At 60.8% G+C, this 12369-nt stretch carries 11 protein-coding genes; 8 read left to right on the top strand and 3 right to left on the bottom strand.

The genetic code is table 11. The features are described 5' to 3' along the window. The first annotated feature begins 111 nt into the window (after window positions 1-111). From rplN to AB5Z25_RS06005, 5 genes are all read left to right on the top strand, one after another. Entirely contained in the window at window positions 112-480 is a 369-nt protein-coding gene (gene rplN / locus AB5Z25_RS06025; RefSeq protein ID WP_006235041.1) for a 50S ribosomal protein L14, read from the top strand. Window positions 481-493: 13 nt separating this feature from the next. Beyond that, window positions 494-799, top strand: a complete 306-nt coding sequence (gene rplX / locus AB5Z25_RS06020) for a 50S ribosomal protein L24 (RefSeq protein WP_368135044.1) — start codon at window positions 494-496, stop codon at window positions 797-799. 567 nt (window positions 800-1366) lie between these two features. Then, complete coding sequence (locus tag AB5Z25_RS06015) at window positions 1367-2446, top strand: Gfo/Idh/MocA family protein (RefSeq protein WP_368135043.1); 1080 nt, start codon at window positions 1367-1369, stop codon at window positions 2444-2446. 3 nt (window positions 2447-2449) lie between these two features. Beyond that, the gene (locus tag AB5Z25_RS06010; protein ID WP_368135042.1) at window positions 2450-3196 is read left to right on the top strand and encodes a DeoR/GlpR family DNA-binding transcription regulator; all 747 of its coding nucleotides are present in this window, start codon (window positions 2450-2452) and stop codon (window positions 3194-3196) included. A gap of 224 nt (window positions 3197-3420) precedes the next feature. Then, a complete protein-coding gene (locus AB5Z25_RS06005) occupies window positions 3421-4911 on the top strand; it encodes a PTS fructose transporter subunit IIC (RefSeq protein ID WP_368135041.1) in 1491 nt (496 codons plus the stop codon). Between the two features lie 364 nt (window positions 4912-5275). Here AB5Z25_RS06005 and AB5Z25_RS06000 read toward each other — a convergent pair whose 3' ends face one another. After that, window positions 5276-5935, bottom strand: a complete 660-nt coding sequence (locus tag AB5Z25_RS06000; RefSeq protein WP_233502584.1) for an RluA family pseudouridine synthase — start codon at window positions 5933-5935, stop codon at window positions 5276-5278. Window positions 5936-5950: 15 nt separating this feature from the next. Beyond that, on the bottom strand, window positions 5951-8443 hold the full coding sequence (locus tag AB5Z25_RS05995) for a U32 family peptidase (protein WP_368135040.1): 2493 nt from the start codon (window positions 8441-8443) through the stop codon (window positions 5951-5953). Window positions 8444-8743: 300 nt separating this feature from the next. Between AB5Z25_RS05995 and AB5Z25_RS05990 the strand changes: the two genes are divergently transcribed. Continuing rightward, on the top strand, window positions 8744-9121 hold the full coding sequence (locus AB5Z25_RS05990) for a RidA family protein (RefSeq protein WP_195232293.1): 378 nt from the start codon (window positions 8744-8746) through the stop codon (window positions 9119-9121). A gap of 112 nt (window positions 9122-9233) precedes the next feature. On the opposite strand, the gene AB5Z25_RS05985 is transcribed toward AB5Z25_RS05990, so the two are convergent. Next, window positions 9234-9890, bottom strand: coding sequence for a helix-turn-helix transcriptional regulator (locus AB5Z25_RS05985; protein WP_233509000.1), 657 nt, complete (start codon window positions 9888-9890; stop codon window positions 9234-9236). A 352-nt stretch (window positions 9891-10242) separates the two neighbouring features. On the opposite strand from AB5Z25_RS05985, the gene AB5Z25_RS05980 reads away from it, so the two are divergent. After that, window positions 10243-11637: a uracil-xanthine permease family protein gene (locus AB5Z25_RS05980; protein ID WP_006235052.1), complete on the top strand. Its 1395-nt coding sequence runs from the start codon at window positions 10243-10245 to the stop codon at window positions 11635-11637. Window positions 11638-11832: 195 nt separating this feature from the next. Then, a partial coding sequence (locus AB5Z25_RS05975) for an amidohydrolase family protein (RefSeq protein WP_368135039.1) occupies window positions 11833-12369 on the top strand: 537 nt, incomplete at its 3' end.

Raw genomic sequence — 12369 nt, 5'->3', positions numbered from 1 at the left:
CTCTTACGACTTGTACGTTTCCGAAGATGTGCGTATGCCTGGCTTGCATACCACGGGCCGTATAAAGGCTGCGCACCTCTCTTCGGTTCTTAGTTCGGAGGAACATCTACCATGATTCAGATGCAAACCATGCTGAACGTCGCCGACAACTCCGGCGCTCGCAAGATTCGCTGCATCAAGGTGCTTGGCGGTTCCAAGCGTCGTTATGCAGGCATCGGCGATGTGTTCATCGGTGCTGTCCAGGAGGCTACCCCTGGCGCCAACGTCAAGAAGAAGGACGTTGTCCGTTGCGTCGTCGTTCGCACCGTTAAGGAGATCCGCCGCAAGGATGGCTCCTACATTCGCTTTGATGAGAACGCCTGCGTTGTCATCAACAACGATGGTTCGCCCGTCGGCACCCGTATCTTCGGGCCCGTCGCTCGCGAGCTTCGTGACAAGAAGTACATGAAGATCGTCTCGCTCGCTCCCGAGACCCTGTAGTTAGGGGAGATATATGTATATCAAGAAGGGCGATAAGGTCCAGGTTCTCTCTGGTAAGGATCGCGGCAAGCAGGGCGTTGTCCTGCGTGCTCTCCCCGCCGAGAACAAGGTCGTTGTCGAGGGCGTTTCGGTCGTCAGGAAGGCCGTCAAGCCCAACGCTGCCAACCAGCAGGGCGGCATCGTTTCGCAGGAGGCTCCCATCGACGCCTCCAACGTCAATCTCGTTTGCCCCGAGTGCGGTAAGGTTACCCGCGTCGGTCACGAGAAGGACGGCAAGAACAAGCTGCGCGTCTGCAAGAAGTGCGGCCACAAGTTCTAAGCTGCCCGCAACATCAAGTTGCTAGCAAAGGCCCGGGTGCCACGGCACCCGGGCCTTTTTCTATCCCTACTCATTGGGTACTCATTGGGGACAGACTTAAATGAGTGGCCGTTGAGGACGTTCTTAAACGGCTGGTCATTTGGGACAGCCTTGTGCTAAGTTGCGGTGAAATAGGGACTGATGAGGGGCTCTAGAGGGCCAAACAATCCCTTTTTCACCGCAACTTAGGTGAGGTCTGTGGTAATGCGCGGCAATCGGATGAATGCGGCAGGAAAGGAACGTCCCCATGTGCCAGCATCCGGGGACGTTCCTTTCCTGCCGGCAGTTTGGGACAGTCCTTTGTGGTCAGATGATTCGTTACGTTCGTTTTCTTCTGGGGATCACTTGGTGCGCAATTCTGCGTACTTGAGTGCGCAGGATTGCGTGAACGTGCGCAGAAATGCGCCGTTTACGGTTGAATAATGACCGTTTGGCGGTAATACGCGCAGAAGTACGCACATACACGCGTATTTGTGCGAATATAGAGCCGTCAGAAATGAAAGACGTTCCATGACACAGGAGGCACTCATGGCAGATTCCAAACAGGCTCCGCTCGATGCTGCGGCGGCCGCAAAGGCTGCGTTCGCTTCGGTTCAGGACAAGCCGTTCCCTAACGACATCTTTACGGCTCCCGAGCTCCGTTGGGCCGTGATCGGTTGCGGCGTTATCGCCAACCAGATGGCTCAGTCCCTCGCCCTTGCCGGCCGCAAGCTCGCGGGCGTTGCCAACCGCACGGTGTCCAAAGCTCAGGCTTTTGCGGAGCAGTATGGTGTCGAGAAGGTTTACGACACCGTCGACGATCTCTACGCCGACCCGGACATTGATGCCGTTTACATCACCACGCCGCACAACACGCACATCACTTATCTGCGCGCCGCGCTGGCCGCTGGTAAGCACGTGCTCTGCGAGAAGGCCATTACGCTCAACTCCGCCGAGCTCGACGAGGCCCGCGCTATCGCCGACGAGCACAACGTGGTCCTTATGGACGCCACCACGGTGCTCCACATGCCCCTGTATCAGGAGCTGCGTCGTCGCATGGATGCGGGCGACTTTGGCCGCATGAACCTTGCCCAGCTCAACTTTGGCAGCTTCAAAGAGTACGGCGACCTGACCAACCGTTTCTACAACCGTAATCTTGCCGGCGGTGCCATGCTCGACATTGGCGTGTATGCGCTTTCCGTCATGCGCCTGTTTATGGCCAGCCAGCCCACCGAGGTCGTGTCTCTGGGCAACACCTGCGAGACCGGTGTCGACGTCGCGGGCGGCATCGTCTGCCGTAACGCCGAGCAGCAGCTGGGCGTTGTGAGCCTTACGCTCCACTCCAAGCAGCCCAAGCGTTCGGTCATCAGCTTCGATAAGTGCTATATCGAGGTCAACGAGTATCCGCGCGCCGATCACGCGACCATCGTGTGGACTGCAGACGGTCACCGCGAGGAAGTCCACGCTGGTATCGAGGCCTATGCCCTGTGCTATGAGATGGCCGATCTGGAGAAGGCCGTTGTCGGTGACGATTCGAAGCACGAGCTTCTGGGCTATGCTTCTGATGTTATGGAGCTCATGACCAAGCTCCGCGCTGATTGGGGAGTTGTGTACCCCGAGGAGGAGTAAGAGATGCTTGCGGAAGATAGGCTCAACGCAATCGTTTCGATGGTACAGCAGGCTGGCTCGGTTACCGTGCCGGAGCTTGCCGAGGCCCTGGGCGTGACGCCGTCTACCATTCGACGTGACTTGCAGACGCTTGATCGCGCGCACCGCATTGCCAAAGTGCATGGAGGCGCCACGAGCCTTGAGCGCGCGCACGTAACGCGCGACCTGACGATCAGCGAGCGCAGCGACCTCCACAACGACGACAAGGAGCGCATCTGCGCCCGTGCCGCGGCTCTCGTGGAGCCCGATAGCTTCGTGTATATCGATTCGGGCTCGACGACGCTCGGGCTCATCGAGCATCTTCCGCATCTCGAGGGCGTCACCTATGTGACCGATTCTGTGCTCCATGCTCAGCATCTTGCCCTGCGCGGCATGCGCACCGTGGTGCTGGGCGGCGAGCTCAAGCCCGAGACTGAGGCGCTCGTTGGTCCCGATGCCCTGGCAACCCTGGACCGCTACAACTTTAACTGCGGTTTTTGGGGTTCCAACGGCATTGCCGCCGAGCAAGGCTTTACGTCGCCCGATATCGAGGAGGCGCAGGTCAAGCGTATCTCGATGCGTCATACCGCTAAACGCTTCGTAATCTCGGACGCCAGTAAATTTGGCATGGTGGCGCCCGTCAAGTTCGCGGACTTCCGCGATGCAACGATCATCACCGCGGGCGAGGTTCCCGCCAAGTACCAGTCGATGGACAACGTCATCACGGTCTAGCGACAGGGGCAGGACAAGGCTAAAACCACCACAAAGGTGCCTGTCCCCATTGTGGTGGTTCCGATGGCCCCGCCGGGCATGGTTGCCCAGTACCCCTGTTTCCATACGACGTGATCATGTCCGTCGGAGCTATCGGCTCTAATCAAAACGCAAACACAAGGTAATACGCAGGTTTTGACCCTCTGGAGGGGAGGGGTGGGCCTGCTTGTGCAAAAGGAGGAAACATGTCAGCTACAAACGAGAAAACGGGAGGCGGCACCTACGACGTCGTTGCCATCACGGCGTGCCCGACAGGCATTGCCCATACGTTTATGGCAGCAAAGGGGCTTGAGGACCAGGCCGCCAAGATGGGCGTGAGCATCAAGGTCGAAACTCAGGGCTCGGGCGGCGCCAAGAACGTGCTGACGGCCGCCGACATCGCGGGTGCTACGGGCGTCATCATCGCGGCGGACAAGAACGTCGAGCTCGATCGCTTTGACGGCAAGCCGGTCTATTCGTGTGCCGTAACGCGTGGCATCAACGACGCCGAGGAGCTCATCAACATCGCACTCGCAGGCAATGCGCCCATTCACCACGTGGCCGGTGGCGCGTCCGCTCAGCCCGCCGTTGAGGGCGAGTCCGAGGGCCTGGGCCGCAGGGTCTACAAGGACCTCATGAACGGCGTTTCGCACATGCTGCCCTTCGTCGTTGGCGGTGGCATCCTTATGGCACTTTCGTTCCTGCTCGACCAGGCCGGTCTGGGCACGAGCGCCTACGGTCACAGCGCGCCGGTCGCGGCCTTCTTTAACCTAGCGGGCAACCAGGCGTTCAACTTCATGCTGCCCATCCTCGCGGGCTACATCGCCATGTCCATCGCCGACCGTCCGGGCTTGGCGGCGGGCTTTGTGGGCGGCTGGATCGCCAAGCAGGGCTTTACGCTCGGATATCTGACGACGGCCATGGACGCCGACGCTCAGGCCCAGCTCGTTTCCGCGGGCTTTTTGGGCGCGCTGCTGGTCGGCTTTGCCGCCGGTGCTATCGTCAACGCGCTCAAAAAGGTGGCAAGTGCGCTGCCCGAGTCGCTCGACGGCATCAAGCCCATGCTCATCTACCCGGTATTCGGCATTCTTCTGACCAGCCTGTTCATGATGGCCATCAACCCCATCATGGGCGTCATCAACACTGCCATCACCGGTGCGCTCAACGGCCTCTCCGGCACGAGCATCGTCCTGCTAGGCATCATCTGCGCCGGCATGCAGGCGACCGACATGGGTGGCCCCATCAACAAGGCTGCGTACGTCTTTGGCACCGCCGCCCTTGCCGAACAGACCGTGCAGGGCAACATGATTATGGCCGCCGTCATGGCCGGTGGCATGGTTCCGCCTCTGGTGATCGCCCTTTCCACGACCTTCTTTAAGAACCGTTGGACTGAGGCTGATCGCAAGGCCGGCCTGGTGAACTACATCATGGGTCTGTCGTTTATTACCGAGGGCGCCATTCCCTTTGCCGCAGCCGATCCGCTGCGTGTGCTGCCCGCCTGCATCCTGGGCTCCGCGACCGCCGGTGGCCTGTCGATGCTCTTCGGTTGCGCCAGCCCCGCTCCGCACGGTGGCGCGTGGGTCATCGCCGTCATCACGAACCCGGTGCAGTACCTGCTGGCACTTGCCATCGGCGCCGTGGTCGGCTGCCTGGTCCTGAGCTTCCTCAAGAAACCGCTCGACAAGACTGCCGAGTAACGGAAACTAGATAGTTTTCTCAATAGAAAAGCGGCAACGTCCATTGGGGGCGTTGCCGCTTTTCTGTCTGCCGGTTTGTCTCGATCTGTAACATTTAGACCGTTTAAAGTGGGCCAGATGTTACAGATTGAGATACTTCTGAACCGCGTCAGCCCTTTGTCTCGATCTGTAACATCTGGGGCCGATTTTGCCGAGTTATTGTTACAGATTTAGATTTTGCCTTGCGGGGGATTCGAATGTCTCGATCTGTAACAGATAGACCGGAAAATGGGTTCTAACTGTTACAGATTGAGATCTTCTGCGACGCGGCGAAACCATTGCGGCAAAACCACCACAAAGGTGCCTGTCCCCTTTGTGGTGGTTTTTAGGGCTCCCAGGGGCAGGGGGCTTCGATGTGGATGTGCTCGCCGGTTACGGGATGCGTAAAGGACACGCTGTGGGCGTGGAGCATCAGGCCGCAGGGGCGCGGCGTTCCGTACAGGTCGTCGCCAACCAGGGGGTGATGCTCGCTGGCCAGGTGCACACGGATCTGGTGTTTGCGACCGGTGAGCAGCTCAACATCGATATACGAACGCGTGGGCAGGCCACGACGGCTCTTAAGACGCTTGAGTACCTTGACGCGCGTCTGAGACGGCTTGCCGCTGGCGCCAACGCGCATCTTGCGGCTATCGTGGCGGTCGCGGGCGATGGGCTTGTCGATGAGTTTTTCGTTCCAGTCGATCTTGCCCTCGGCGAGCGCCAGATAGTGCTTTTCGAACGCGTGGTCGATGACCATCTGGTCAAAGGCGGGCTGCGTCTGCTTGTCGAGCGAGAACAGCACCACGCCGGTGGTGTCACGGTCCAGGCGATTGAGCGGCTGCATGTCGGTCGCGGCAAAGCCGTCGCCCATCGCCAGCAGCAGGTCGCTGGCGTAGTCGGTGAGCGTGCGTTCACCGGTGCCGTCGCCGTGGACGATCATGCCGGCGGGCTTGTCGATGGCCATGAGCCAGGCATCGCAGTAGAGGACTTGAGGTTCTTCGTTCACGTGTAAGCCTTTCGGTTAGCTGATTCCCACAAACATGCAGCCCGAGGTCGCCCCGCGCAGGCGGACGGCGGGCTTGCGGCCGGCTTGAGCCGCCTCGACGGCGCGACGGACGCGAGCGACGGCACGGCCAATCTCATCGGCCTCGAGCAAGGTTCCGTCGACCATAAGACGACGGACGCCGGCGTCGAGCAACTGCGGTACCTGCGGCGTGAGGTCGATGGGGTAGGCGTCGTACAAGCGAGAGCGGCCGTGGATGTCGGTGTGCACGGGCATGACCTTTCCGTCGATATTCTTGAGCGACAGCTTGCGGGCGCGCAGACGGCAGCTGGCACAATCGTGGATGCAGCCATTGGCCACCTGCAGGATGCAATGCTCGCTTGTCATGACGCGCGGGCGGCCAAAGACGGTGATGCCCAGAGCCGCGGGCGCGGCGGCGCCGAGCGAGACAATCTCGTCGAGTGTGATCTCGGGCGAGAGCCAAAACGCACCGGCTCCGCGCTTGGCAAGCGCCTCCATGCAGGGCGTGTTGTGCACCGGCAGGCAAGAGCGAATCTCGGCCGTGGCGCCAACCTGGGAGGCCAGGGCAAGCTCAGAGATGTTGCCAATAGCGACCGTAGCGCCGGCAACAACCCACGGGTCGACGCGTACGTGGTCAACGGCACGGCAGACCTCGTCGAGCACGGGCACGATGCCCTGCTCAAATGCGTCGGCGGGGGAGAGCTCGGCCGCATCGAGCGCGTCGGTGGTCATGTAGATGCGCGTTGCACCCTCCGCTCGCGCTGCCTCGGCGGCCTCGAGCGAGGTGACGGTGGCGCAGATCTGCGGCTCGTCGCGGTAGTGCTCGGGCATGGGCCGCGTACATTTGTCGAGCACCGGCAGCTCGAGCGTGCGGGCACGCTCGTCATACGGTGCCAGAATGGCCTCCTCCAGCGCCTTGCAGGCGGCGGCGCGCACCTTGTGCACGGCGGAGAAGCCCATGCCGCAGCCCTTATCGAGCGCCACATCAAAGCTCGCGGACTCAAAGGGCGAGGACCCCATGCGGCCCACATGCTCTACCAGATCGGACGCCTCGACCGCGCGGGTCTTGGCGGCCTCGACGGTAAAGCCCGTGGCCGTGGCCGTAAGCGAAGGGGCGTCGCAGCAAGTAAGCGTGACGGCAAACGGTTCGCCCAAACGCGCCACAACGGTTACATCAACGGCGCGGCGGCGCAGCACATCGCGCTTGAGCGCGGCGCCGGCAGCGTCAATGGCGCGCTGGCTTCGAATCACGCGCACGCGGCAGCCCTCGGGCATGCTGCGAGGCACGCGGCACTCGATGATGTCACCGGCGGCGGCATCATCGGCGGCAATGGTGGTCAGGAACTGGTCAAACTCGTTATCGTGGCGAAGCTCCAGCAGGTCGCCCTTGCCCACGGGCTCAAACAACTCAATGCGGGCGATGGCGGCGCGCCGACGGCGGTCGTCGGGCTTGAGGCCGCGCACATCGCGGTTGGCCGGGCGGCTGCCCAGCACCGTGCCCACGATCTGGCCGCGGTTGTTGGAGCGCTCGTAGCTCATCATCTCGTCACCCGAGGTACCGTCTTGGTAGGCGTGCGTAAAGTCGCGGTTAAAGCAGCGCTTGAGCTGTCGCTGGCGGGCCGCATCCTCATCCTTAGAGGTCGAAACATCGGCCAGCATGTCATCAATCTGATGACGATACACGTCGACGATGGAATACACGTAATCGGGGGCCTTCATGCGGCCCTCGAGCTTGAGCGATGCGGCGCCGGCGTCATACAGACGGCGAACAAGCTGCGAAGTGTTGGTGTCGCGCGGGCACAGCGCGCGCTCGCGACCGGCAGGGGAGAGCGAGCGGCCGTTCTCGTCAATTAGCTCGTAGGGTAGGCGGCAGGGCTGGGCGCACATGCCGCGGTTGGCCGAGCGGCCAGCCATGGCAAAGCTCGACAGCAGGCACAGACCCGAGTAGCAAAAGCAGATGGCACCGTGGCTAAAGACCTCAAGGTCCACATCGGGCGCGGCGTTGTGAATGGCGGCGATCTCGTCGATGGAGAGCTCGCGCGAGAGAGTCACGCGGTCGGCGCCCTGCTCACGGCACCAAAGGGTTCCGCGGTCGTCGTGGATGTTCGCCTGGGTCGAGATGTGTGTCTCGATGCCGGGCATGGTGCGCTTGACCTCAAAGAACAGACCCCAGTCCTGGATAATGAAGGCGTCGGCGCCTAGCGTGGAGCAGCGATGGATGAGTTGCAGCGCATCGCCCATCTCGGACTGCTTGATGACGATGTTGACCGTGACGTAGACGCGCGACCCGGCTAGATGCGCGGCGCGGCAGGCTTGCTCAAAGGCCTCGTCGGTAAAGTTGGTTGCCTTGCGGCGGGCGTTGAAGCTGCCCATGCCGCAGTAGATGGCGTCTGCCCCGGCAGCGAGCGCGGCGGCAAAGGGCTCGGGCCCTCCGGCGGGCGCCAAAAGCTCGGGTCTGCGGTTGGTGGTTCGACTGGCGGTTGCGGTCATATCCTGCCTTTCAAAATGCTCAGATATTCAAAAGTATAGTGGTGCCGTTGCGGCAGGCGATGCCCGTGCTCCAAGCGGGATAAAGTCTTCAGCAGCTTAGGCTGGCTGACCCCGTGGAGAACCGTTCAGCTGCCAACGGGCGCCGTTGGGCGATAAAATATTCTCTCCAGCTGATAATATTCTTGCATCAAACAGAAACCTTGAGTACTATCCCAAATCAAGCGCGGTGTTCAGACCGAATTGTGCCTCCCGGTGCGAACGCCGCGCTCACGCTCTCTATCTGATCGTAAGGAGAAAAACATGAGCAAGACCGTCGTGTCTTCCGATAACGCACCCGCAGCCATCGGACCGTATTCCCCCGGTATCCAGACCGGCAACATGGTGTTCCTGTCCGGCCAGCTGGGCATCGACCCCACAACTGGCAAGATGCCCGAGGGCGTCGAGGCCCAGGCCAAGCAGTCCCTTGCTAACGTCGAGGCCCTGCTGACTGCCGCCGGCGCTACGTTTGCCGATGTCGTCAAGACCACGGTCTACCTGGCCGACATTGCCGACTTCGCTGCCGTGAACGAGATCTACGCCTCCAAGTTCGAGGCCCCGTTCCCCGCGCGCAGCGCTTTCCAGGTTGCCGCCCTTCCGGCTGGCGGTCTGGTCGAGATCGAGGTCGTCGCCGCTCTCTAAGGCGTTGGCAACAACTAAACATGACATGCAAAAAGACCCTGCAGCGCGTGCGAGCTGCAGGGTCTTTTGTTAAGTAACGGATCGCTTGTGGAGCCGCGCTCCATTTTGCTCGTTAGCCCTCCTTGCGAACTTTTTGCAGGTAGCGGTAGACGCTGGGCTCCGAGATGCCCAGCGCGGTGGCGGCGCAGGCCACGGCGCCCTTGAGCATGAACACCCCGTTGCCGTTGAGGTGGCGAATGACGTCCACGCGGTCGCTCTGACCAAGCGACGCTACATCCAGCCCGCGCGCGCTCAGCAACTCGGCAATGCTGCGGTCAATGAGCTCCTGTGTGGACTCCGAAAGGCTTTCGACCTCGATAGGGGCGGGCTCCGTGCGCGTCGGCGCCGCGTCGAAGCACGCCATGAGCTGCTGCGCCATGGCGTTGATGGAGCGTACGGTCGAGAGGTCGGTGTTGACGCAGAGCATACCGACGATCTCGTCATTCTCGCGGATAAAGTACGTCGCCGACTCCAACGTCTTGCCGCCGGCACCGCGCCCCTCGTAGCCCGTAATAAACGGCAGGTCGCGATACTTGGCGTCGTGCATGATCTTGAGTGCCAGATCGGTGGCGGGACCGCCGACCTTGCGGCCGCTCACGATGCCGTTGCGAATATCGACGATGGCGTGGTCGGGATCCGAGAAATCGTGCAGCACGATTTCGCTGTTTTTGCCGAGTATCTGCTCCAGAAAATCGACCATCGGCAAAAAGCGGCGTACGGTCTCGTTCACGGGCAACTCCTTTGGGTGAAAACGGAAATGTTCATAACAATTTTTTCTCATGGTAACACGCTGCCCACCATCTCGCATATTCGCAGGTACATTGCGTAATACAGACGAACGGTAGGAATTTGGCGGTAAACGGTCGACCAAAAGAAAAGTTAGATGTTATTTTGACCAGATACTTTCCTGACCTGCGGAAATGCGTTATTTCAGCTGAAGAATAGTCTGATAACAAAAAATTATTATTGAGAATGAGAATCATCTTTAATACGATATGCAATGAAGGCACAACCTCAACCCCGCACTGCGTCACAATAGAGCGTTAGATGCGAAAACAACTACTTCGAGGATTGGTGGTCAAATGACCCAGGAGACGGTTACGAACGGCACTGAAGCCCTGTTCACTCGCGAAGGTATGCCTCCCGTTAAGGAAATGATCCCGTGTGCCCTTCAGCACGTACTGGCATCGTTTGCCGGCATCATTACCCCGGCGGTCATCATGGCCGGCGTCTACGGCTTTAATAGCCAGCAGAGCACCGACATCATCCAGGTCGCGCTCATTCTTTCGGCGATCGACACGGCCCTTCAGGCCTTCGCTCCCTTCCGTCGCATCGGCGGCGGCCTGCCCATCGTCATGGGCGTTTCGTTCGCGTTTCTGCCGGCCCTGCAGGCCATGGGTGCCTCGGGCTTTAGCTTTGGTGCGCTGCTGGGTGGCGAGATCGTCGGCGGCGCCGTCGCGGTCCTCTTTGGTCTGGCCTACAGCAAGATCAAGTGGCTGTTCCCGCCTGTCGTGACCGGTACGGTCATCTTCTCCATTGGCGTCTCTCTCTATCCCACGGCTGTCAAGTATATGGCCGGCGGTATGGGTACGCCGCTGTGGGGCACCCCGCAGGCCTGGTGCGTCGCTCTTATCACCTTCGCCGTGGTCTTTGCGCTCGCCAACTTTGGCAAGGGCACGCTCAAGCTGGGATCCGTGTTCTTTGGCATGATCGTTGGCATGATCGTTTCGATTCCCTTTGGCATGATCGACTTCTCCAGCGTTGCCACCGCTCAGGTCTTCGCCCTTCCCAAGCTCATGCCCTATGCGCTCGAGTTTGATCCCGAGGTCTGCATTACCCTCGCCGTCGTGTTCCCCATGGTTGCCATCCAGGTTATCGGTGACGTCTCCGCCGCCTGCCTGGGCTCCATCGACCGTATGCCCACCGAGCGCGAGCTCTCCGGCGCTATCGTGTCCCAGGGTCTCACCTCTATGGTCGGCGGCCTGCTGGGCGGTCTTCCCACCAGCGCCCTTGGCCAGAACGTGGGCATCATCTGCTCCAACAAGGTCGTCAACAAGTGGGTCTTTGTGATCATCGCGGCCGTCTTTGCCATCGCCGGCCTGTTCCCGCAGCTCTCTGCCGTCCTTTCCGCTATCCCGCAGCCCGTCATCGGCGGCGCGACCGTCGGCGTCTTTGGCACCATCACCATGAACGGCGTGCGCATGTTCACCCGCGAGGGCCTCACGCAGCGCACCACCACCATCGTCGGTACCTCCGTCGTCTTTGGCCTGGGTATCTGGATGGCCAGCGGTTGCCTTGCCGGTGAGGGTATGCCCACCTGGGTGCCCACCGTCATCGGCTCCAATGCCGTAACCCCCACCGCCATCATGGCCATTGTCCTTAACCTGATCCTTCCGCAGACGCCGGTCGTGGCTCAGCACATCGATGCTGCCAAGGACGCTGCCGTGGATCTGGTCTTGCCCGAGAGCAAGAAGTAACCAATTCGGTGCTATTCGTCGGCGGGCGCATCGCCTCGTCCGCCGACGTCATGCGGTGCCAAGCCGCACTTCAAAGGGTTTGTCCCTTTGGTGAAGCGTTGACGGGAGAGGGCCCGTTTCCGGTGTAGGCCGGCGCTTCGCACTCCGCCATGTCAGAGGTGTCAAACCCCGCCCCTGATGTTGAAGGGAGCATTTATGCTTCTGGTCGCTAACGGTTCCGTCTTTACCCGCAATGCTCAGGCCCCGTTCATTCCAAACGGTGCGGTCGCCATTGACGGAGATACGATCGTCGAAGTAGGTCCCGAGTGCGAGCTCAAGGCCAAGTACCCGGATGCCGAGTACGTCGATGCCCGGGGCAACCTCATCATGCCCGGACTCATCAACTGCCACACCCACATCTACTCGGGTCTGGCCCGCGGCCTCGCCATTAAGGGCTGCAACCCCACCAACTTCCTGGAGAATCTTGAGCAGCAGTGGTGGAAGATCGACGACAACCTGACGCTCGACGGCACCAAGGCCAGCGCCTATGCCACGATTCTGGATTCCATCCGCGATGGCGTTACCACGATCTTCGATCACCACGCGAGCTTCTGCGAGATTCCGGGCAGCCTCTTTACCATTAAGGACGCCGCTCAGGAGCTTGGCATGCGTTCGTGCCTGTGCTACGAGGTCTCCGACCGCCGCGGTCAGGAAAAATGTGACCAGGCCATTGCCGAGAACGCCGAGTTTGCC

It is taken from the genome of Collinsella aerofaciens, assembly GCF_040910325.1.
GTDB classification, from domain to species: domain Bacteria; phylum Actinomycetota; class Coriobacteriia; order Coriobacteriales; family Coriobacteriaceae; genus Collinsella; species Collinsella aerofaciens_BL.
Note: the sequence above shows the minus strand (reverse complement) of the source record. Positions and strands in the feature narration are given on the sequence as shown.

Excerpts from the sequence above, each read along its gene's own strand:
- AB5Z25_RS06005 (WP_368135041.1), top strand. The coding sequence starts at position 3,421 with ATGTCAGCTACAAACGAGAAAACGGGAGGCGGCACCTACGACGTCGTT.
- AB5Z25_RS06015 (WP_368135043.1), top strand. The coding sequence starts at position 1,367 with ATGGCAGATTCCAAACAGGCTCCGCTCGATGCTGCGGCGGCCGCAAAG.
- rplX (WP_368135044.1), top strand. The coding sequence starts at position 494 with ATGTATATCAAGAAGGGCGATAAGGTCCAGGTTCTCTCTGGTAAGGAT.
- AB5Z25_RS05980 (WP_006235052.1), top strand. The coding sequence starts at position 10,243 with ATGACCCAGGAGACGGTTACGAACGGCACTGAAGCCCTGTTCACTCGC.
- AB5Z25_RS06010 (WP_368135042.1), top strand. The coding sequence starts at position 2,450 with ATGCTTGCGGAAGATAGGCTCAACGCAATCGTTTCGATGGTACAGCAG.
- rplN (WP_006235041.1), top strand. The coding sequence starts at position 112 with ATGATTCAGATGCAAACCATGCTGAACGTCGCCGACAACTCCGGCGCT.
- AB5Z25_RS05995 (WP_368135040.1), bottom strand. The coding sequence starts at position 8,443 with ATGACCGCAACCGCCAGTCGAACCACCAACCGCAGACCCGAGCTTTTG.
- AB5Z25_RS05990 (WP_195232293.1), top strand. The coding sequence starts at position 8,744 with ATGAGCAAGACCGTCGTGTCTTCCGATAACGCACCCGCAGCCATCGGA.